Here is a 23326-nt window from a genome sequence, read left to right on the forward strand (position 1 = left end):
TGTCTTTATTAGAATGTAAATTTAACATTGAAACCTAAGCTTCTGGTAGTCGGCATACCGAATACATCGATACCCTGGTTGTCGTTGCCTGTTGAAAGGACTGCATCCGGATCGAAAGGAGCCGATTTGTGGAAGAAGAATAAGTTACGACCGACAAATGACAACTGTACATCCTGGAAAACCTTCGTTTTCTCCAGCAATCTCTTCGGGAACGTATATCCTAAAGATAGTTCGCGCAGGCGGATATTGGTTGCACTATACATATAATATTCGGTACATCCGTTACGACCGCTGACAGCCGTATAGAATTTATCCGGTTTCACTTGCGTACCTTCCAGGTCTACAAATCCGGCATTACGTGCTGCGGCTGATTCGACGCTCACACCCTTCTGGTCCATATCGGCCTGTGTCTGCGACAAAACATCGCCACCAAAGCGGCCATCGATCAGGAAGTAAAGGCTAAATCCTTTATAAGTCAGGGTATTTCCCCAACCCAACATAAAGTCGGGGTTGCTGTTGCCGACCTTGATCGTGTTGCCTGAACCGACCACGTTAGGGATCAAATCGCCATCATCATCCTTCGAGAAAACAATTTGGCCTGTCGCTTCGTCGCGTTCAAACGCCTTACCATAGATATCACCCAGCGCACCCCCTTCTACAAGGCGCATAGAGTAAGAAGAAGAGAAACCTTCGTCGCCATAAACAAATGTTTTCAGGTCAGGGTGAAGCTCGATCACTTTGTTCTTGTTCGTCGAGAAGTTAAAGGAAGTCTTCCAGCGGAAATCTTCCGTCATCACCGGCGTGATGCCCAAACTGATTTCAACCCCCTGGTTCTGAATGTTACCCGCATTCACATAGTAATATTTATAAGCTGCACCGGCAGAAGAAGGCAACGTAAACAACTGGTTCTTCGTGTTTGTCTTATAGTAAGTGAAATCGAAGTCCAGGCGGTAGTCGAAGAATTTCCACTCCGTACCTACTTCCCATGAAGTACTCATTTCAGGTTTCAGTTCATCGAACGGAGCTTTTGAATTTGTCTGGATAGCTCCACCAGCCACGATCAGGTCGTTGCTTCCGGCAATCGGGTTGCTGATGAAAAGAGGCAGGTCATTACCTACTTTACTCCACGAACCTCTCAGCTTGCCGAAGTTGATCCATTCCGGCATCGTCAGCGAGTTGTTGATGATCCATGACAGACCTACCGAGGGATAGAAGAAGCTGCTGTGCTTCGTATAAGCCAGGGTCGACGACCAATCGTTACGGGCGGTCAGGTCCAGGTACAGACTTTCTTTCCATCCCAGCTGGGCGGTTGCGAAGATAGACTGCATCACACGTTTCTGGTCGATCTGCTGGTCGATGTAAGAAGCCGTAGACATCATAATGTTAGCTACCGAGAACTGGTTGGGGTAATACAGTGAAGCCGTCTTCGAGTCGAGCCTCAACGAGTTGACGGTCGTGCTGTTGATGCTACCACCGATGGCGCCTGTCAAAGCAAAGTCGTCCCACTTTTTATTAAACATGGCCATAACGTCGCCATAATAGAGCGTCTCCGTATGATTCAGATCGATATAACGGCCGTTCGATCCGGCGATAGCCGGGGCGGTGGTGGCATACATTTTCTGGTTGTATGTATCGTGTGTATAATCGACTGTTCCGCGAGCTTGCAGGCTTAACCAATCTGTCACCTTCACGTTGGCAGTCAAAGAAGCGATGGCGCGCGAACGTTTGTCGTTACTTTGGATGCGGTTGGTGATCCAGTAGGGATTCTGTTCCATATCGCGTTCGGCATCCGTGTACCAGTTTTGCTGCATCAGGTTGCGGTCGTTGTTGAAAGTTTCAAAGTTCGTGCGGTACTCGCCGATGTTCTCGCCACGCGGGAAACGGTAAAGGCCCACCAACGGGTTCATATAATAACCACCGGAAGCCGGTCGGTTCTTAATACTTTGCGACATCAGGTTCACGTTAGCATCCAGTTTCAGGTAATCGTCGAAGAAACCGGCGGTTTCACGGAAGTTCAGGTTATGCTTCTGCATCTTGTTATGTTCCACGATACCCTTGGCACTGGTGTTGGCATAGGAGAAGTAAGTCTGCATCTTTTCGTTACCGGTCGTAAGCGACAGCGAGTTGATGGCCGTCACCCCGTTCTGGAAGAAGTCGCCGGCATTATCATAATCAGCCAGATTCCCCTTCGCGCCCCAGCTCGTCTTCGTTTCCTTGTCCATGCCATATTCGTTCTGGAATTCGGGCAAACTCATCGCATGATCCACCGTCAGGTTGGAAGAGAAAGTTACTTTCTGCACACCCGCTTTTCCTTTCTTTGTAGTGATCAGGATGACACCGTTGGCAGCTTGCGAGCCATACAGGGCAGCAGCCGAGGCCCCTTTCAAAATGCTCATGCTCTCGATGTCGTCCGGGTTAAGGTTGGAAATACCGTCGCCACCGTCGCGGTTACCAGCGTCCGCCGTGCCACCGATTGCGCTGACTGCCTGTTCGTTGCTGCTGTTCAGCATCGGCACACCGTCGATAACGTATAACGGCTGGTTGTTACCGCTTACCGAGCGGTTACCACGGATAGAAACTTTGGCAGATCCACCTAAACCGGAAGAACTCTTGTTGATCTGCACACCGGCGGTCTTACCTGCCAGGGCATTGATCATGTTCGGGTCTTTGGCACGAGTCAGCTCATCGCCGCCGACCTGCTGGGTCGAATAAGTCAGGGAGGATTCTTTTTTCTTGATACCCAAAGCAGTCACCACCACTTCTTCGATATTCTGTGAATCTTCTTCCAGCAGCACCTTCAGGGATGCTTGTCCCGCATATTTGATTTCCTGCGGGTTATATCCGATATAAGAGATAACGATGATGGAATTATCGGGCAAGGTCAATGTAAACTGGCCGTCGACATCGGTTATCGTCCCGTTCGTTGTACCTTTTTGCAGCACGTTCGCACCGATGATCGGTTCGCCGGACTTATCCGTAACAACTCCTTTGACAGTCTTGGCTGCCTGCTGCATGATCGCCTCTTTCTTGTTGAGGATAATTTTGGTGTTTACCACCGTATAGGCCACATCGGAGTCGCCGAACAATTTGTTCAAGACATCGAAAATGTTTTTTTCGTCCACTTTCACCGACACCTTACGGCTGGTGTTCACGATACTGGCATCATAGATAAAAGAGAAATCCGTTTGGTTCTCAACGGCTTCGAGCACGTTGGCTATCGTGCTGTTCGACATATCCAGCGAGAGCGTAGCATTCTGTGCATACGTATTACCCGCTACTGCGATACCAAGACTAAGGAAAAAGAATACAACGCTCAATCTCATAACTAATGGTATTTTTCGGAAAAGATGAAAACTTTTCTTCCCGATAATTTCTAAGGTTACAATTTTATTCATAATTTTGTGATGCTTATTATTTAATATAAAGTTAACTATAGCTGCGTCAACAGCTTGGACTTTTGCATGCGGGGAGATGCGTCAACATCTTTCCGTATGTTTTTGGACTTTTTTTCTACTTCCACATAGGCATTTCGATTTAAAAAGGTTCTACACTATTATTTTACTCTTTTGATATTTCTATGACTGACATTTCCAGCCGGTTGTCGGCCGTTATCGCCGGTTTGCTGATCTTAAACTTGACGTTCGACGCCAGTTTGAGATATTCCATCACCTGCGGCAACTGTTCCTCTTTGAACTTCGCGGTGATGATGGCTTCGAGCACTTCCTTGTCTTTCACATCGAACCGTACGTTATAATGGCGCGTCAACGCCTTGAGTACCCGCGACATGGGTTGGTTTTTGAAGATGATCTCGCCGTTGCGCCAGGCGGTATTGTTGTCGGCGTTGACCGAAGTGATGTACAACTTACCGCCCACCCGTGTAAACTCCGCCCGCTCGTCGGGTTTCAGGATCTGATGGGTGACGTGGCCGCCTGCCTGCGCGATGTTGAGCTGCACCGAGCCTTCGACGAGGGTGGTCGAGACAAACTCGTCATCCTTGTAGGCCGATACGTCGAAGCGGGTTCCGAGCACTTCCACCGAATAAGACGGATCGACTTTCACGATAAAAGGTTTCTCCGGATTCTTCGCCACCTCAAAATACCCTTGTCCGGTCAGTTCGACCTGGCGGCATTCGGGCCAGAAATTTTTAGGATATTTCAATGAACTTCCTGCGTTCAACCAAACTTTCGAACCGTCCGGCAGGTCGAACGTCGAAACTACCCCGGGATTGGTGCGCACTTCGACCATGCGCACCTCTTCTTGCCCAATCTGCATGAAAAGGTATGCAGATAAAACTAACACCGGGATAAAAAGTACGGCTGCAACTCTTTGCAGCATCTGTAGGGAACGGTGTAAACTAACTTTCTTATTTTGTTTACGTACTTTCGATTTGAAACGGACCAGGGCCATTTCGGGATCGACCGACTCCATCACCCGTACGCGGTCTGTCACCTGCAAGGTAAAATAAACCTGCTCCAGCAACTTTGCGTTTTCCGGCGAGGCTGCCACCCAGTCGTCAACCTGGGCGCGTTCGTCGTCGGGCAGTGTCCCTTCGATATATTTTATCAGTATGTATTCGTCTACTATCATCGCTGTTTCTCCTGTTTCTATTATTAATACAATTCAGAAAAAGGATATACTAAACGAAAATGTTACTTTTTTAAGAAAAAATTCAAAATCTTTTTCCTATCCCCGTTTGTTATCTAAAATACAGACAGTTATCATAAATAAAAAAGAACATGAAAAAGATAGTTTTGCTCCGCCACGGCGAAAGTGCCTGGAACAAGGAGAACCGGTTTACCGGATGGACCGACGTCGATCTTACCGAAAAAGGTATTGAGGAAGCTCGCAAGGCGGGCGATTTGCTGCGTAAAGAAGGGTATGTTTTCGACAAAGCCTATACATCTTATTTGAAGCGTGCTGTTAAGACATTAAATAATGTACTCGACCGGATGGACCAGGACTGGATTCCGGTAGAAAAAAGCTGGCGCCTGAACGAGAAGCATTACGGCGCACTGCAGGGCCTCAACAAAAGCGAGACGGCCGAGAAGTATGGCGACGAACAGGTGCTGATCTGGCGCAGAAGCTACGATGTGGCACCACATGCCCTGAACGAGGACGATCCGCGTAACCCACGTTTCGAGATCCGTTATAAAGATGTACCCGACAAGGAGCTGCCGCGCACGGAGTCGCTGAAAGATACCGTCGAACGCATCCTGCCTTACTGGAAAGACGTGATTTTCCCGTCGCTCGAAACTGCCGACCAGATCCTGGTGACGGCCCACGGGAACAGTCTGAGGGGCATCATTAAATATGTACGCAACATCCCGGACGAGGATATCGTGCATCTGAACCTGCCTACGGCCGTTCCTTACGTACTCGAATTCGATGACAACCTGAACCTGGTAAAAGATTATTTCCTGGGTGACCCGGAAGAGATCAAGAAATTGATGGAAGCCGTTGCAAACCAAGGAAAAAAAGAAAAGAAATAGTTGTTTTTCACAGTCCGCGCCCGGGATTTTTTTGGAAATTTTCCGGGCGTTGATTCTTTATTCACCAAATATTTGTTTAAGTTTGCATTCAATCAAATTAACTATCAGTGATTACAAGCAACGAAGAGACCTTAAATAGACTAAAAACCGGCGACGAAAGCGTATTTGATACGGTCTACAAACAATATTACAGGGGGCTATGCGCATTTGCATCCCAATATGTGGCCGAAACAGAAACTGAAGAAATCGTGCAGGAAGTGATGATGTGGCTTTGGGAAAACCGTTCTGCGCTGATCCCGGAAATGTCCCTGAAATCGCTGCTGTTCACCATGGTAAAAAATAAATGCCTCAACAACATCACGCACAACCAGATCAAACAACGGGTACACGAGGCGCTATATGCCCGGTTTGAAGAGCAATTTGAAGATCCCGACTTTTACATGGAAAGCGAACTGATCGCCCTGGCGGCCAAGGCAATCCACGCGCTGCCGGAGGAATACCGGAAGGCGTTCGAGATGAACCGCTTCGGCCACCTTACCTACAACGAGATAGCCGAACGCACCGGCGTATCGCCCAAAACCATCGCCTACCGCATCTCCCAATCACTGAAAATACTGCGCACGGAACTCAAAGATTACATGCCGCTGCTGATGGCGTTGCTGAACTGACCGGCGAACTTCACCAGCCCCAAACAAGGCACTTTTCCCCCGTCCGGAAAAGGACGCATCCCTTTTCTAAAAAGGGCGCACCCTTTTTCGGAAAAGCATGCACCCTTTTCCGAAAGAGCATGCATCCTATTTTACAGAGAGCATATACCCGGTCATTTATTAAAAAGCATGTATCCTATTATTCAATTATAACCTTTACTGAACAAAAATTAATCAAGCATGTTTAAATAATAGGGCGCCCCTTATAAAACAACTAAAATAAAACAGAATATGAAACGTACATGCTTAATGATAGTATTCGCCGTGCTGGCCGGCATCACTCATGCCCAGACCGACGATAAAGGATATGAAGAAGGAAAATGGGTATTGAAAGGCGTATCAGGCCTCAACCTGTCGCAGACCGCCATGACCAACTGGTCGGCAGGCGGCGAAAACTCCGTTGCCGGAAATGCTTACCTGAACGGCTCGCTGACACATAAAAGCGGTAACTGGCTATGGATGACCACCCTGGTTGCCGACTACGGTCTGGCGAAAACCAAATCGCAGGGTGTCAGGAAGAGCACCGACAAGATCGGAATCTCGACCCAGCTAGGCTATTCGACCAACAATGTCTGGTTCTACACCCTGATGGGCGATCTCAACACCCAGTTCGCCAAAGGCTACAATTACCCGGACAAGGAACATTACATCTCCAACTTCTTTGCCCCGGCCTACTCCAACATTTCGCTGGGTATGGAGTACCGCCCCAGGAGTAACTATTCGGTCTTTCTCTCGCCCGTTTCCGCGAAGATGACCTGGGTGGCAGACGATTACCTCTCCGACATAGGTGCATTCGGCGTCGATCCGGGCGACCGTTTCAAGATCGAATGCGGCGCTTACCTGAAAGCCCGTGCCGAAATGCCGGTGATGGAAAACGTGAGCCTGATCACGACGGCCGACTTCTTCACCCCGTACAACGACCAGTTCGGGAATATCGACGTCAACTGGGATGTATTGATCAGCATGAAGATCAACAAATTCCTCTCGGCCACGCTCAACACCACCCTGAAATATGACAACGACGTGAAAACGTTCGACGACAACGGCACGAAGCACGGCGCGAAAGTGCAGTTCAAAGAGATACTCGGTGTAGGACTTGCCTATAACTTCTGACCGGATTAAGGAACAAGAATATAGCAATCAACCCGCAGAATCACGTTTTTAATAAAAAACCTGCTGCAATCGGTTGCAGTATCCAAAAGAAAGGAGTAAATTTGCACGTCGAAAACAAATATGATTAGAAATGATCGATAAAATTAAAGCTCTGCTTCAGGAAGTAGAGAATATGAAGGCTGCAAATGCCGAAGAACTGGAAGCTTTACGTATCAAATATCTCAGCAAGAAAGGTGAGATATCTTCCCTGATGAACGATTTCCGCAACGTTGCGGCCGATCAGAAGCGTGAAGTGGGACAGTTTCTGAACCAGCTGAAAGAAGCTACTCAAAATAAGATCAACGAACTGAAAGAAGGTTTTGACAACGTACAGACAGGCAACGACGACATCGACCTGACCCGTACCGCTTATCCGGTGCAACTCGGTACACGCCACCCCCTTTCGATCGTTAAAAAAGAAATCTGTGATATTTTCGGACGCCTGGGATTCAGCATCGCTGAAGGACCGGAGATCGAAGATGACTGGCACGTGTTTTCTTCCCTGAATTTCGCTGAAGATCATCCTGCGCGTGATATGCAGGACACATTCTTCATACAACATAACCCGGACGTTTTACTGCGTACGCACACTTCGTCGGTACAGACCCGCGTGATGGAGAATCAAGAACCTCCCATCCGTATCATCTGCCCGGGACGTGTGTACCGTAATGAGGCCATCTCTTACCGTGCTCACTGCTTCTTCCACCAGGTGGAAGCGCTTTACGTCGATAAGAATGTCTCATTCGCCGACCTGAAACAGGCATTACTTTTCTTTGCAAAAGAAATGTTCGGTCCGGAAACGAAAATACGTTTGCGCCCCTCCTACTTCCCGTTCACGGAACCTTCTGCGGAAATGGATATTTCCTGCAACCTCTGCGGCGGTAAAGGATGTGCTTTCTGTAAACATACCGGCTGGGTAGAGATCCTCGGCTGCGGTATGGTAGACCCGAATGTACTCGAAAATTGCGGTATCGACAGTAAAGTCTATACCGGCTACGCTCTGGGAATGGGTATCGAACGTATAACCAACCTGAAATACCAAGTTAAAGACCTTCGAATGTTCTCTGAAAACGATGTCCGTTTCCTGAAACAATTCGAATCAGCCAATTAAATTGAAAACCTAAATCATGTACCATCATCCCCGGGCCTCTAACCAGCCCGGGGAAAACACACTGGAGGATGAAAGATGATAAAGGTTTTGATTTTAATTACAGGAGGAGCAATCGGATCGGCACTACGCTATTGGGTTTCCATGTGGGTGCAGCGGTCGTTGCTTTACTCCTTTCCCTTCGGGATACTTTCCGTTAACGTAATCGGCTCTTTCCTTATCGGCTTCTGCTGGAGCCTGGCCGAAAATTACAACTTCTCTGCCAACACAAGAGCTTTCCTGTTCACCGGACTTTTCGGCGGATTTACTACTTTCTCTTCGTTCGCACTGGATACAATGTCGCTCATGAAAACGGGCGATTATAAATTAGCATTTCTAAATATACTGGCTAGCAATATCTTAGGACTTATTGCGGTATTTTTGGGTTTGTTACTCGGAAAAAATGTCTTATCTTTATTGAAATAACAATATGAGAAAGGAAGAACGATATAAAGGTGTATTGAACTGGTTCGAAGAAAACGTACCGGTTGCTGAGACAGAGCTTCATTACGACGATCCGTACCAACTGCTTATTGCCGTGATCCTGTCGGCCCAGTGTACCGACAAGCGTGTAAATATGATCACCCCCGCCCTGTTCAGGGATTTCCCTACAGCCGAAGTGCTGGCTGCATCTACGCCGGAGGTGGTGTTCGAATATATCCGCAGCGTCTCGTATCCCAACAACAAATCGAAACATCTGGTCGGCATGGCACGGATGCTGATCTCTGATTTCGGAGGCGTGGTGCCGTCCGACATCGACGAGTTGCAGAAGCTGCCCGGCGTAGGACGCAAAACGGCGAATGTCATCGCATCGGTGGTCTACAACAAACCGACGATGGCGGTAGACACACACGTCTTCCGCGTAGCCAACCGCATCGGCCTGACCAACAACAGCAAAACGCCGCTCGAAACGGAAAAGGAACTGGTGAAAAACATACCGGAAAGACAGATACCCATCGCCCACCACTGGCTGATCCTGCACGGACGATATGTCTGCGTGGCACGAAAACCCAAGTGCGAAGCCTGCGGCCTGAAGCCCTGGTGCAAGTATTTCCTGAAGGCAAAAATATAAAGCATGAGAATATACAGGCGGGAAATAGTGATTACCATTTTAACTGCTCTCGCTACCCTGTCGGCAGTCTGCTACTTTTTCGGTGACATGAAGAAGAGTAAGGAGCTGGCACAAACCGACCTGTACACCCTGACCGCACCGGCACCGGAAGCCATACTGGCCGTCAACCGCCCCGCCGTCTTCGCCAAGGTCATACTGACGAAAGAGCCTGTTTATCAGGCGTTCGCTTCCGAAATTCCGGATATATACCTGAACATCATACGGAAGAATCCGGAGATCGCCTCGCTGCATCTCTCGTTTCATCCGCAGGGTGTCGTCATGTATGCGAAAGTGGACAACAACATCGTGCGGCAAATCGAGGAGAATGTGCTGAAACAGGCTTTCAGGTCGTTCGCTCCCCAACAACAGGCAAGAGGGGGAATTACTTTCACCTATTGCCCGGATACGGGAAACAAGTTCTTCGGCTATTACGAATATAATGGTGTCTGGGTGGCCAGTTACAGCAAGAAATTGCTGGAGGAAGTGGCCGCCATACAAAGGAAGCAGAAAAACAACCTGTCGAAAGAACAGATGAGGCTTCGCAAAACGCTCGACAACAATGCCCCGGTCAACCTGCTGATACAGTCGAAATTGCTCGACTTATACGTAAAGAGCAACGATTCGACGCAGTGGAGGGTCAGCGACAGGTGGCTGGCAGCGGACTTGTTCGAGAGTGAAGGGAATATCTGTTATTTCAGCAGCCTGTCTTATCTTGAACCTGCCGACACGCTTTTCCGGACGATAGCCGATACGCTGGCGGTCAGGCTGGAACAGCGTTTCCCACAACTCCATATCTCCAACCAGATTTACGAAGAGAACGGAAAGTTCTTTTATACGGGATGTACTTTCTAGTTGACAGGTGACAGTTGACAGATGACAGATACGGATTACTCACAATCACCAGACTGTTCTTCCAACTGTCAACTGTCACTTGTCAACTGTCAACTGAAAAGCATCAGTCCGTCGTACGCAAAATGCACATGCGGGGGTAATTCTTTTTCCACCTCGGCATGCAAACCGATGCGGTGACTCATATGAATAAGGTAGGCTTCCTTCGGACGCAAACGTCCGATCATGGCCAGCGCCTCTTCCTGGCTCTCGTGTGCCGGATGCTCTCCTTTCCGGAGGGCGGTCAGGATAAGCACGTCCAATCCCTGCAATTTGGCAAACTCTTCCTCCGGCAGCGACTTCAGATCCGTCAGGTAGGCCATATTCCCTATCCGGTAACCCAGGATAGGCAGGCGCCCGTGCATCACACGGATCGGCACGACCGGCAAACCGGCGGCTACGAAAGGTGTATTGTCTATAGTGTGAAGTTCCAGTTTGGGGACACCCGGATATTTATGTTCGCGGAAGACGTAAGGTATGCGGGTACGGATCGCTTCGGCCACATTCTCCTCCGCGTATATATCCACACTCTTGTCACGGGTAAAGGGACGCAGGTCGTCCAGCCCTCCGACATGGTCATAATGTTCGTGTGAAATCAGGACTGCATCCAGCTGATACGTTTTACTTTGGATCATCTGCCAGCGGAAATCCGGTCCGCAGTCCAACAAGAGACGTTTGCCCTCCGTTTCTACTAATACCGATGTGCGCAGACGCCAGTCGCGAGGGTCTTTGCTTGTACATACTTCACACTGGCAGCCTATTTCGGGAACCCCGGTCGAAGTTCCCGTTCCCAGAAATGTAATTTTCATTATCCTACATATTTAACCTCAGGCATTATCTCGATGCCAAAACGATCTTTTACGGCGGTACGGATACTTTCCGCCACCAAAGCAATCTCGTGCCCCCTGGCCTCTCCCAGATTGACGAGAACCAACGCCTGCTTCTCATATACCCCTACCTGGCCATGCGACTTTCCTTTGAAACCGCACTGTTCGATCAGCCAGCCGGCAGGGACTTTCACTTTCCCCTCGCCTGCCGGATAAGAAGGTATCGCAGGATATTGCTCCTTCAGTTTTCCGAACTGGGCGGCCGAAATGACCGGGTTCATAAAGAAACTGCCTGCATTTCCCAGCTTCTCCGGATCGGGCAGCTTCTCCTCACGGATCGCGATCACCGTCCGGCGAACGGCATCCAGAGTAAGCTCCGGACAACCGGCCAGCGCCTCCTTCAGGTTACCGTAGTTTATGGAAAAAGCAGGGCGCTTATCCAACCGTATCAGTATATATGTAACAATGTACGGATCGTTATGTTCGTTTTTGAAGAAGCTGGAGCGATAACCGTACTGACATTCCTCGTTCGTAAAAATCCGCTTTTCAAAAGTCAGCTGGTTGTATGTTTCCACACTTTCTATCACATCTTTTATCTCCGCCCCATAGGCTCCGATATTCTGGATAGCGGCGGCACCTGCCTCGCCGGGGATCAGCGACAGGTTCTCGATCCCTCCCCACCCGTTGGCAACGGCATGCGCAACAACGTCGTCCCACTTCTCGGCGGCTCCGACGCGCAGCCAGATATGTTCGTCGGTTTCCTTCTCCACACTGATGCCTTTGATAGCCGAGTGCAGAACGATACCGTTAAAGTCATTTATAAACAACAGATTGCTTCCGCATCCGATATGCAGCGACAAACACTCCTGAAAATACTCGTCCCGTAAGATCCGTCCTAATTCTTCTTCATCGGTATATTCCATGAACCACCGTGTTTTCACCGGCAGATGGAATGTATTATGCTTCTCCAGGGAGTAATTTTCTTCTATCCTCATAATATCTGTTTATTATTTATTGCAGGACAAAAGTAGTAATAATGTGCCAATAGGTCAATATACCGATCAGCCAATTAAGAAATATCTTTATAATTGGCTGACCGGCATATTAGCACACGGCTACATTATTATAATGTATCGACGATCTCACGCTGCTTCGTGAAAAAGATCATTCGCTGTATCTCCCCGCTCTGCGATATCAAAGTGGAATAACGTTTCAACGACTGGATCCATTCTTTCTGGGCACGGCAGATCTCCGGATGCTGCGAATCCATATAGTTGATGGCATAAAGGCGGAACATACATAGCTGGAAACTTCCCTTTTCCAGAAATGTATAGGTTGCTTCAAAATTGATGTTCGACAGGTAAAGGTACGCCTTGTTGCCGTTCGAATACTCTCCCCGTGCCGCGATCAGCTCCATTTCGTCCAGCAAACGGTGGAGTTCCTGCTTCATAACGTCGATATCGTCGTCGGTCAGCATATTCAATCCTGCAAAGTATTTGATCTCCCTGACCATCGACTGGAAAATGTTGCTATCTAATATGGTATAGGAAGACGGGACCTGCCGGAGTTCCTGCATCAACTTACGCTGCGACTCCAGCACCTTCTCCGGAACTACAACATCAGACATGCTGGCAGTGATCTTCATCCCGTTGTTCTGATGCATCCAGCGGCAGAGGCGAAACTTCGTCAAACGTTCGAAAGGCGAATAGAAAGTGAACGGCACGATGTTGCATGCCGCGCTGAGGACTGCCTTCGGATCGTCCTTGATGAAAGCAAATAGCTTATGGTACCGTTTGAGAATATCATGGTAATTATCGATCTGACTCATGGTATTAGAGACATTCAGATTGAAAACGGCCCCTTCCGCCCGGTTGGTTCCCACGATCTGATCGAGTGAGATCCCCAGACTTTGGGATAATAATGATACTTCAAAAAAAGTAAACGGAACCTCTCCGCGTAACCGGCGATAAACAGCTTCTTTTCCTATGGATATAATATCCATAATATAGTTAGCTAGGTTCGTCTCCTCCGGGAGATGTTCTCTCATGGCTTTTATCAGCCCGTTATTCAATGCATCTTTCATAATTATTAGTATGTTATTTTACTGTTTTTACTCATATTGTTTTTACAAAAATGTCCAAAGAACGATTCCACTCAATAGCATAAATGCCTTCCTTTGTTTCGATTACCGCAACCCAATGCAAATTAACGTTTTTTGTTTCTCTAATCGTAACAAAAGCCTACAGCTATTGTTTAATAAGAAATGAACGCCATTTTGCTTACTTGGAAAAAGACACCATATAGAAAAAGCAATGGCTTACATTTGCAATGTATATAATCATTAAAAAGAAACACTCATGAACAAAGCAGAACTTATCGAGGCCTTAGCAGATAAGGCAGGGTTACAAAAACAGAAAGCGAAAAAAGTATTAGATGCTTACATCGAGATCGTAACCGAAAAAATGTCGCAAAAAGAGGAAATTACTCTTATTGGTTTTGGTACTTTAATACCGAGACCTCAAACAAGTCGCCTGGCTCGTAATCCAAAAACTGGTACTCCAGTACAAATTCCAGCCAGAACAACGGTAAAGTTCAAACCCGGTAAATTCTTGCTGGAGGCTATGAACGGCACTGGCGAAAAAAAATAATATGATTTTTCTCTATAACATCCTTCTTGCTTTTGCGGGAAGGATGTTTTTTTACACCTCCTTGTTCTTTTACTTTATCATATCTGCAAAAATACATACAGATTTCTAGTAAAATGAGGTGTTTTTAATGAATATCGAAACATTCAGGTTCTAATTAAACAACCGCCAGCATGTCCCCTACTCAATTATCGCAATTCCAGAATCCGAACAACCTACCCTGTTTCGGAATATGAAACTTTTGCCCTAAATTTAGAATTTTACAGAGAAACATTTGTGTGATGCTCTAATTATATATAATTTCGGCTCCGAAAAAAAATTAGTCTGCATAATACAACAGAATACACATGAAAATAGTTAATCTTGGGGAATCAAACTCCGTCCTGAACAGATTCGTTTCCGAACTCAGAGATGTAGATATCCAGAAAGACAGTCTCCGCTTTCGCAGAAACATCGAACGTATCGGTGAAATCATGGCTTATGAGATCAGTAAAGATTTTACTTACACCCGGAAAGATATCCAGACTCCGTTAGGGATCGCACCGATGAATACTCCCGACGACCGGATAGTGATCAGTACCATATTACGGGCAGGACTGCCTTACCATCAGGGCTTTTTGAGTTATCTCGATTATGCAGAAAATGCCTTTGTCTCTGCTTATCGCAAATACAAAGACCGTTTGAACTTTGATATTCATATCGAATACATAGCCTCTCCAAGACTTACCGAAAAGACATTGATCATTACCGACCCGATGCTTGCCACCGGAAGTTCGATGGAACTCGCCTACGAAGCATTACTGACCAAAGGACACCCGGCGCATATCCATGTGGCATCCATCATCGCCAGCAAACAAGCGATAGAATACCTGCAACGGAAAATGCCGGATGACAAAACAACCATCTGGATCGCTGCTCTCGACGATGAGCTGGATGATCATTCGTACATCATCCCGGGACTGGGAGATGCCGGAGACCTGGCTTACGGAGAAAAGGAATAAAATCTTTTATCGGGGTAAGGAGAACCAGAAACGCGAACCTTTGCCAATTTCTGAACTTACTCCGATCTTACCTTTCTGCTGTTCCACAATACTTTTACAGATAGAAAGTCCAAGACCTGTCCCTTGCTTAAAGTCATTCCCTTTATAGAAACGGTCGAAAACGTGCGACTGGACTTCTTTACTCATGCCCTCTCCCGTATCAGTGACCGAAAATTCGATTTCATCCGGACGAAGTTCATAAGCCAATGTAATAAAGCCTTTTTCCGTATGCTTGATCGCATTATTGATAAAATTGGAAAAGAGCTGGCTCAACCGTACATGGTCGAACGTGAAGATACAAGGCTCCAGACCCGGTTGACTGCAAAGCTCCACACCCCCATGAAGTTTTATTTTCATGGATTTTACCAAATCTTCCAAAAAGTCTTTCAGTTGTATATCTACCGGTTTGAATTCGATCGTATTCGCTTCTATCTTCGCCAGATCGAGCACATCGGATATCAGCTGCAATAAAAGTTCATTGTTCTTCTGGATTATCTCGACAAACTGCAATTGCTCTTCCTTGTCTTCCGTTTCGGTCAACAGGGTCGAAAAGCCGACAATCGCGTTTAGCGGAGTACGTATCTCGTGGCTCATATTTGCCAGGAAAGCCGATTTCAATCGGTCCAGCTCTTCCGCCTTTTCCCGCTGCTGCTCTGTCTCTTTCAACTCGGTAATATCATAATTCACACAGATCATTTCGATCTTGTCTGAATCACTCAACTGGGAAGTACACATCACATTGACACGTATCCATTTCCATCCGTCTTCATGTTTGATACGTAGCTCTTTACGGATACTGGTAGCTTCCCCCTTCACTACTTTATCAAAAAAGTCCAGCATCACGGCACGGTCTTCCGGATGTACACTTTTATAGTTTCCTATTATTTCAGGTAAAGGTGTCCCATCTTTTTCCCCAAGGTTCTGATACCACTGGCTGATCGCATATCCTTCGCGAGTCAGCAGGTCGAATTTGGCATATCCCACTTTCGCATAACGGCTGACCAATGTGAAGAAATATTCGAACTCTTCAATACGATTGTAAGCAATCGTTTTATCTGTATTATCCAGATTGATAAAAAGATAGTTTATCAACTCACCCTTATTATCATAAAGCATGCTGACCTTTGTTATCAGGTCGATCGAATCGTTCTTCCTGGTTGGGTAATATTTATAGGATCTGATATCCGTAAAAGAATAATTCAACCGGAACGAGACAGGTTTCTTCCTGGACATCTTGTCCAGTACATCCTGTGGAAGCAGCGGATTGTCAAAAATGTTGATCCCTAACGCATCTTTCTTGGAGTTCAAACCAAAGATCTCTACATCCTTATTATTCATATCTATCAGAAATCCGTCCTTGTCGTACAGCTCGATCCCGACAGGTATATTCGTATAAATATTGCGCAACAACTTTTCACCCCGGTCGAGCGCCTCGTTGATACGCGCCATCTTCGTTATGATACTGATAATATTGGCGATGGAAGAAAGCCATTGATAATCTTCCAGGTTCCACATACGATATTTGTCGACGATATCGATGCCGATATAACCCCATGCCTTTTTCTTAATGATCAAAGGGATCAGGATAAAGGAAAGTACGCCTCTCCGCTGCAGGTATTTTTTCTCTTCGCCCGCTTCTGCCGGCAGTTCATCCAGATTACTGATCATCACCGGGTACAGATTCCGTATCCGGCGTGTCGACCACGGCAATGTGGAAACCGGAATATTCTGCAGCGATGAACGGACAGTCGAAACGCCGTCACTACACACTTCGTAGGTACAACTAATCGTTTTTCTGTCGTCACTGTATTCCATAATACAGGCTCGTCCCTTTGTGTCGATGGAAAACAGAATTTCGGTAAGGACCAGTTGGATAGAAGTCAACAAGTCGTTTGTCTGGATGAAAGAATGCAAAGCGCGGGATATGGTGTTCAGGTGACGGAGAAGACTGTCCACCTGATTATTTACGGCTGGCTTATTTTCTTCCGTTTCACTAAAAGGAACTAGCTGCAGGATACCCAGTACATAGATCTTTCCGGTAGCATCGATCTCCCGTTTACAGATCTTTGTCCGTACAAAGCGAAGACCATAACAGGTCTTCATCGGGAAAATCTGCTCATAAATGCCTACTTCTTTAAAATAAGCAAACTCATTCGCTATCCTGGCCCTGTAGTCCTCGCGGATCAAACCAAGAAAATCATCTGTCGGAATGGCATTGTCTTTCAAGCCTAACAGACTGATCAAATAATCTGAACAGATATAGCACTTTCTCTTGAAATCAATTTCCCACCAACCAACTTGTGCCGTATCCAATAATAACTTATACTGATCTGTACCCATACATTACTCATACTAGTATGAACACAAAATTCGGTATTAAAAATCATTCCAGCAAATTAAAGTTCATTTATATTCAAGGCTTTTCAAAGATTCTACGTTAAAATAAAAAAAGCGGAGACCGATAAACCGAGCTCCGCTTTCCTTTCAGATAAGAATCTGTTATTTCAATTCTTTGATCCGGATATTACGGAATTTCACAGGTGAGCCATGTCCCAGGAATCCGATATGTCCTTTCTTGTTGAACAAGCCCGGATGTTCCTTACCGTCAGGTGTTCCGTTCTTAACGGCATCACGGATGTTACCTTCCAGGATCACCACTCCATTCACTGTTACACGGATATTATCACCGTTAGCAACAATCTCCTCTTCATTCCATTCACCCACCGGCTTGAATGCTTTGTGGTGATCGGCATTCGTTGGGATGATACCGTAAACGGAACCATGGTGCTGATACTTGGTAATATCTTTATAGATAGGATGTTCGCAGTCCAGTATCTGGATCTCCATACCTACATAAGCAGCATCGCCTTCCATCGGAGTACGGATACCTACGCCGTTGTTCGCTCCAGGAGTCAACTGGAACTCAAAACGATAAACGAAGTTTCCGAATTCATCCTTTGTATACAGGTTTCCACCATAACTCTTGCTGGGTATCATAGAGATACAACCATCTTCAATCGTATAGTCGACTGTATTTCCAGTCCACTGATGCATGTTAGTACCGTCGAACAAGACTTTGAAACCTTCTTTCTGTTCTTCTGCCGACAGTTTGAACGGTTCCTTGCGTTCCAGTTCCTTTACATATATATTACGGTAGTACACTTTACTGCCATGAGCCTGCAATTCGATCTGTTCGATCGGGAAGATCGGTTGTTTACGATCCCAATAGTTTTCAAGGATCACGTCGTCCACTACCTTTTCTCCGTTCAGGATTACAGTTACGCGGTCGCCAACCATCTTGATGTAGAAGCTGTTCCACTCGCCCAGCTTGTTATCTGCCACTTTAGACGGCTTACTCGGGTTCACCTGGTTATTATACAGACCGCCGGAACCAACCTGGGCACCTACATTGACACGGGAAGTATCCCAGATCTGCACCTGAGGTGTTCCGCGCAGATAGATACCTGCATCTGCTTCAGGACCAGCCGGATCAAGCATCCAGTCTACATACATTTCAAAGTCGCCATATTGCTTTTCCGTACACAGGTTGTCATAACCGGTACCATCGAACATCAACAGTCCGTTTTCGACTTTCCAGTCACGACGCATATTATCGTCAGCCTTCTCTTGTGCTTTTGCCAATTGGGCTGGCTTCATCTTTGCACGTGCGATCGGATTTTCAACCAAGCCTTTCCAGCCTGTCAGGTCTTTCCCGTTGAAGATAGAAACGAAGCCTTCACCCTGCGGCATTTCAGCCAGATGTTTCTTGATCGCTTCTTTCTGATAACCGGCATCCGGATTGTCAAGTACCTGCATTACTTTGTTCAGCAATTCACGTACATTGGTTCCTGTATAGTCTTTATTTCCTAAAGCAATATTCATGACTGCGTTGGCTGCTGCCTGCTGAACAGGTTTCTGATCCAGGAATTCACCGGCATACAACATTCCCAGGAATGTTCCTGTCCGTTCAATCTGTTTCAGGATGATATTCTTCTGTTCATCTGTTTTAGCAATTTCCATCGCCTTACGCAAACTCAATAAGCGATTCTCGCCGGTAAAGGCAGGATTAGAAACCAACTTCACATAGGCTTTCAGAGCACGATCGAAATAAGCGGAAGAAGGAGCATCCGCACAGATGGCATACAGTTCGTCGGCAGCTTCGATACCTTTCCAGTTCAATAAAGCATCAAAAGCAGCATCGCGGGCAGCACCCGATCCCTTACGGAAACCATCTACGATAGTAGCCAGCGCATCTTTTTCACCGGTTGTAGCCAAAACAGTATAATACAAATGCTTTTTGCTGTCGCCGGCCTGGAGCATACGACGGCTGATCGTTTCTTTCTGTTTTGCAGGAGACATAGAAGAGATCGCGGAGATCACAGCCTGCTGGATCGGAGCCACGGCAGACGCATCTGCAGTTTCGAGCATTCCGCACAGATTGACCAGGTCGCCTTCCGATACGACATCTTTCAATGCAGTATAAGCCGCTTTCTTCACTTCCGGTGAACCGGACTTGATCAGTTCGAGTACCGTCGTCAGGTTGGCCGTCGCTTTACGCATAGCCAGCAATTCAGCACCGGCAATCTTTCCGGCATCCGTAGCAGACGGGATAGCACGTGCTACAGCCTGGTCGATATCACCGCTGAAGGCAGCCAATGCATCCTGTCCCAACAGGATTATATCTTTATTGTCGCTTGTCAGTAAATCGGCAAGAGCAGGGATAACCTGTTTGTCGCCTATCTTAACCATTGTCCAGACAGTTGCCTGTTTCACATCGAAGTTCTCGTCTTTCAACTGACCCAGCAGAACCTGCATAGCTGTCAGATCGAAACGAAGTTCAAGATTCTTGATCACATCATGTTTAGACGGGCATTTAGCTTCACGGCCGATCCAGTTGATAACATCCACTTTCACTTCCGGTTTTGCTTTCTGCATCGCCTTCATCACTTCGATATATACTTCTTTATTTGCAAAATCGGATGCATAGTTCAATGCTGCATTACGATATTCCTTGTTGCCGTCTTTCAGAGCTGAAAGCAATAATTTAGTACTGTTTTCTTTCTTCAGCGATAACAGGATCTGCAAAGCTGCGTCACGGGTCTGAGTCTGTCCTGCTTTGGTAGCTTTCTTCAACAGATCGTTGGCAGCCTTTTCCACTTCCTTTACATCTCCCTGTGCAGCAACGCGTTTCAGCAACGCGATATATGCTTCGTTCGCATTTGTCTTCGTCATTGTATATCCGGCAGCCGCTGCAGCATCAGCCAGTTCTTTGATAGAGGCCTTGCTTCCCACACGACTTAATGAGTGCAGGACAGCCTTCTGCATACTTTCATCTCCCGAACCCACTAACGCTTTCAGAAGATCTTCCGTTCCTTCCACCTGTGCCTCACCGATCGCAACGATAATATCTTTTTGTGTCTTCGGAGTACCCATACGGCGCATTAAAGCGGCTTGTAAAGCCTTGCCGGCATTCTCGCTGCCATTAGCAGCCAATGCACGTGCAGCCGGACCACTCAGGCTTTCATCACCCAGATAAGCAGATAGCGCATCGATACATTCGTCTTGTCCCAGGATTTGAAGCTGACGGATGATAAATGCTTTGGTTTCACGTTCGTTCACCATATCTAAGGCTTTCAGATATGCATTTGCTGTTGCCAGGCGGGCGCTTTCTTCTCCTTTCGCCATCACATAATGCGTCAGGCCGCTCAAAGCGTAATCCACCTGTGCATTGCTACCCTTTCCGGGAGCGTTTATCATGTTGACCAACATCAGTACCCCTTCTTCGCCGGTACCTTTCAGGTCATTGATCAGTTTATTATATTCAGCCTGTTTCTCAGCAGGCATCTGGGCCAGTACATCTGCCGCAGTTGTTTTAGCTGTACGGTTTGCCGGAGACTGAGCCATCAGTACGCTGCCGAATAATAGCAAGCTGGCAATCGATATATATGCTTTTCTCATTTTATTCTCTTTTGATTTAGTATATTAACCCCTAATTAAATGTTCCATGGCGCACGCATCGGCTGGTCGAGCAGACGGTTAGCGGCCTCATCGTTCACAAATTCAAGTTTCACCGGATCGAATTCCAACGTACGATTCAGACGAAGTGCGGTAGCACCCATATTCACGATCGTAGACGAGCGGAATCCGTTCCGTTCATTCAAGGCAAAAGGCTGGCGTGTCTTTACACACTCGATAAAGTCGGTCACCTGTGGTTCAGGTTCCGGGAAATCGGCCAGTTTCTTTTCCCAATCAGGGATATCACATACAAAATTCTTATAAACGTTACCGTTCGGACCGGAGATATACGGCGTATTAGGATCGCCGAAGTCGCCACCCCAAAGAACGATCTGGCAACCGTCGTCGTATGTATAAGTAATAGAACGCCATGTTCCTACGGCATCCGGATGTTGTTGAGGAGCATCCACTTCCACCTTCACGGGGCTTGTGTTATCTTTTCCGAGGAAATACTGTACAGGGTCGATATAATGTTGTCCCATATCACCTAGTCCGCCACCGTCATAATCCCAGTATCCGCGGAATGTCTGGTGAACACGGTGTGCATTATAAGGTTTATAAGGAGCCGGGCCTAACCACATATCGTAATCCAGTTCGGAAGGAACTGTTTGCGGTTCGAGATATTCTTTACCTACCCAGTAGAATTTCCAGTCGAAACCGGTATGTTTACTGATCGTTACTTTCAACGGCCAGCCAAGCAGACCACTCTGAACCAGTTTCTTCAACGGTTTAACGGGAGTACCCAGTCCGTAGAAGGGGTCAGCGAAACGGAACCAGGTATTCAGACGAAACATGCGTCCGTTCTGTTTTACCGCTTCCATCACACGTTTACCTTCACCGATCGTACGTGTCATCGGTTTTTCACACCAGATATCTTTTCCTGCTTTGGCAGCTTCTACCGACATAATACCATGCCAGTGGGGAGGCGTCGCAATATGCACGATATCAACGTTAGGGTCGAGTATCAGATCACGGAAATCATGATAAGCAGCGATCTTATCCTTCACCAATTGTTTCCCCAGTTCAAGATGTTTCTTGTCGACATCACAAACGGCAACCAGACGTGTTCCGGCATAGTTCACATGACCACGTCCCATTCCGCCTGTACCAATAATACCTTTTGTCAACTGGTCGCTTGGAGCGATAAAGCCATTTCCAAGCACGTGACGCGGCACAATCGTAAAGGCCGCAATTCCCCCAAGGGTTTTAAGGAAGTCCCTTCTGTTTGTTCTCATAGTACAAATTAATGTATAATATTGATTAGCAATTGTAATTTTTTCCGTATTAAAAAAGACGTTAGAAAGCAAAATCTCCCTCTAACGTCTCACAAAGATATTATTTATCCAATAACTCTTGCAAATATTTACGAGTTTTTATGACATAATCATGTTGGGAACCGTTCAACTCACACTCGATGGTGACAGCTCCCTGAAAACCCTGTTTCTTCAATTCGGCAATAACTGCTGGAAAATTAACATCTCCGGTTGGGATAGGTACTTCCGCTCCCAATTCATAAGGGTTATCGGGGTCCGGATATTTTCCGTCTTTAGCATGAAACTCTTTGATAAGAGGTCCGAACTGTTTCACGGCATCCAAAGAGTTAGCCTTTCCGTACATCAGCAGGTTTGCCAGGTCACAATTGATGAACACATTTCCGGTTCCTATATCTTTTATGGCACGGATCAATGTTGTCGGTGTCTCCTGCCCTGTTTCAAAATAGATCAGGACATTGCGTTCTTTCGCATAATTCGCCAGGTCCTGCATTACCTTGACAAAATCTTTATATTGTTCGGAAGAAGGATCTTCCGGAATAAATCCGAAATGGGAGTGCATTGCCGGAATATCAGCCATCGCACAAAAGTCGATCATTTCATGGTACACTTTGATCTTTTCTGCCCGTTCGTCTGTAGGCACCAGTCCGATCGTTGCCGGTCCCTTCCGGAAGTTCCAGGTACTTTTACTACCGGGCACACCAACCAAAGTAGTCACTTTGATATCATATTTCTTCGAAGCCTCTTTTACCTTTTCAGCAAAATCTTTCGTCAACGTATTTTTCCTGTAACTGATTTCGCAGGACCCGAATCCCTGATCATGCAGATCTTTGAAACTTTTATCGATATCAGTCAGATCATACTGGATGACACCGATCGTGATTTTATCAGCGGCGTGTGCCGTTGTAAAGGCAAACAACAAGGCTGCTGCCACCAAACAATGCTTTACTTTCATAATGTAGAAATTTATTTTAGTCAGTACAAAGTTAAGACGGAAAGTTTAAAAATAAACCTTCCGTCTCAAAATTATCCGT

At 46.7% G+C, this 23326-nt stretch carries 18 protein-coding genes; 9 read left to right on the plus strand and 9 right to left on the minus strand.

Features of this window, described 5'->3' with window-relative positions; translation table 11 throughout:
* Positions 1-8: 8 nt before the first annotated feature.
* Together IEY67_RS23900 and IEY67_RS23905 are read right to left on the minus strand one after the other, a co-directional pair.
* On the minus strand, positions 9-3395 hold the full coding sequence (locus IEY67_RS23900; RefSeq protein WP_370860717.1) for a TonB-dependent receptor: 3387 nt from the start codon (positions 3393-3395) through the stop codon (positions 9-11).
* A gap of 163 nt (positions 3396-3558) precedes the next feature.
* Complete coding sequence (locus IEY67_RS23905; protein ID WP_122374519.1) at positions 3559-4587, minus strand: FecR family protein; 1029 nt, start codon at positions 4585-4587, stop codon at positions 3559-3561.
* 149 nt (positions 4588-4736) lie between these two features.
* Here IEY67_RS23905 and gpmA point away from each other — a divergent pair, with 149 nt between their 5' ends.
* From gpmA to IEY67_RS23940, 7 genes are all read left to right on the plus strand, one after another.
* On the plus strand, positions 4737-5489 hold the full coding sequence (gene gpmA / locus IEY67_RS23910; RefSeq protein ID WP_122354061.1) for a 2,3-diphosphoglycerate-dependent phosphoglycerate mutase: 753 nt from the start codon (positions 4737-4739) through the stop codon (positions 5487-5489).
* A gap of 107 nt (positions 5490-5596) precedes the next feature.
* Positions 5597-6157, plus strand: coding sequence for an RNA polymerase sigma-70 factor (locus IEY67_RS23915; protein ID WP_122354062.1), 561 nt, complete (start codon positions 5597-5599; stop codon positions 6155-6157).
* A gap of 270 nt (positions 6158-6427) precedes the next feature.
* Positions 6428-7309 (plus strand): DUF3078 domain-containing protein, encoded by an 882-nt coding sequence (locus IEY67_RS23920; RefSeq protein ID WP_122374520.1) that lies wholly within the window; start codon positions 6428-6430, stop codon positions 7307-7309.
* Positions 7310-7439: 130 nt separating this feature from the next.
* Entirely contained in the window at positions 7440-8459 is a 1020-nt protein-coding gene (gene pheS / locus IEY67_RS23925; protein WP_122354064.1) for a phenylalanine--tRNA ligase subunit alpha, read from the plus strand.
* Between the two features lie 75 nt (positions 8460-8534).
* Positions 8535-8921 (plus strand): fluoride efflux transporter CrcB, encoded by a 387-nt coding sequence (crcB, locus tag IEY67_RS23930; protein ID WP_122354065.1) that lies wholly within the window; start codon positions 8535-8537, stop codon positions 8919-8921.
* A 4-nt stretch (positions 8922-8925) separates the two neighbouring features.
* A complete protein-coding gene (nth, locus tag IEY67_RS23935; RefSeq protein ID WP_122354066.1) occupies positions 8926-9567 on the plus strand; it encodes an endonuclease III in 642 nt (213 codons plus the stop codon).
* A gap of 3 nt (positions 9568-9570) precedes the next feature.
* Complete coding sequence (locus tag IEY67_RS23940) at positions 9571-10458, plus strand: hypothetical protein (RefSeq protein ID WP_183671760.1); 888 nt, start codon at positions 9571-9573, stop codon at positions 10456-10458.
* An 89-nt stretch (positions 10459-10547) separates the two neighbouring features.
* Here IEY67_RS23940 and IEY67_RS23945 read toward each other — a convergent pair whose 3' ends face one another.
* From IEY67_RS23945 to IEY67_RS23955, 3 genes are all read right to left on the minus strand, one after another.
* Complete coding sequence (locus IEY67_RS23945) at positions 10548-11303, minus strand: MBL fold metallo-hydrolase (protein ID WP_183671761.1); 756 nt, start codon at positions 11301-11303, stop codon at positions 10548-10550.
* Positions 11303-12316, minus strand: coding sequence for a UDP-N-acetylmuramate dehydrogenase (gene murB / locus IEY67_RS23950; protein WP_183671762.1), 1014 nt, complete (start codon positions 12314-12316; stop codon positions 11303-11305). Before murB ends, IEY67_RS23945 begins: the two co-directional genes overlap by 1 nt.
* 128 nt (positions 12317-12444) lie before the next feature.
* Positions 12445-13404 (minus strand): hypothetical protein, encoded by a 960-nt coding sequence (locus IEY67_RS23955; RefSeq protein WP_158583194.1) that lies wholly within the window; start codon positions 13402-13404, stop codon positions 12445-12447.
* Positions 13405-13678: 274 nt separating this feature from the next.
* Here IEY67_RS23955 and IEY67_RS23960 point away from each other — a divergent pair, with 274 nt between their 5' ends.
* Positions 13679-13969, plus strand: a complete 291-nt coding sequence (locus IEY67_RS23960) for an HU family DNA-binding protein (RefSeq protein ID WP_007652950.1) — start codon at positions 13679-13681, stop codon at positions 13967-13969.
* A 344-nt stretch (positions 13970-14313) separates the two neighbouring features.
* Positions 14314-14967 carry a uracil phosphoribosyltransferase gene (gene upp / locus IEY67_RS23965; RefSeq protein WP_122354072.1) on the plus strand — a complete coding sequence of 218 codons (654 nt, stop codon included), beginning with the start codon at positions 14314-14316 and terminating at the stop codon, positions 14965-14967.
* Positions 14968-14973: 6 nt separating this feature from the next.
* Here the strand turns inward: upp and IEY67_RS23970 are convergent, their stop codons facing one another.
* From IEY67_RS23970 to IEY67_RS23985, 4 genes are all read right to left on the minus strand, one after another.
* On the minus strand, positions 14974-17346 hold the full coding sequence (locus IEY67_RS23970) for a sensor histidine kinase (RefSeq protein WP_183671763.1): 2373 nt from the start codon (positions 17344-17346) through the stop codon (positions 14974-14976).
* A gap of 159 nt (positions 17347-17505) precedes the next feature.
* Complete coding sequence (locus IEY67_RS23975; protein WP_183671764.1) at positions 17506-20964, minus strand: DUF1080 domain-containing protein; 3459 nt, start codon at positions 20962-20964, stop codon at positions 17506-17508.
* Between the two features lie 35 nt (positions 20965-20999).
* Positions 21000-22256 (minus strand): Gfo/Idh/MocA family oxidoreductase, encoded by a 1257-nt coding sequence (locus IEY67_RS23980; RefSeq protein ID WP_122354075.1) that lies wholly within the window; start codon positions 22254-22256, stop codon positions 21000-21002.
* A 100-nt stretch (positions 22257-22356) separates the two neighbouring features.
* Complete coding sequence (locus tag IEY67_RS23985; RefSeq protein ID WP_122354076.1) at positions 22357-23247, minus strand: sugar phosphate isomerase/epimerase family protein; 891 nt, start codon at positions 23245-23247, stop codon at positions 22357-22359.
* Between the last annotated feature and the right edge of the window lie 79 nt (positions 23248-23326).

Source organism: Parabacteroides faecis (genome assembly GCF_014647375.1).
Classification (GTDB): domain Bacteria; phylum Bacteroidota; class Bacteroidia; order Bacteroidales; family Tannerellaceae; genus Parabacteroides; species Parabacteroides faecis.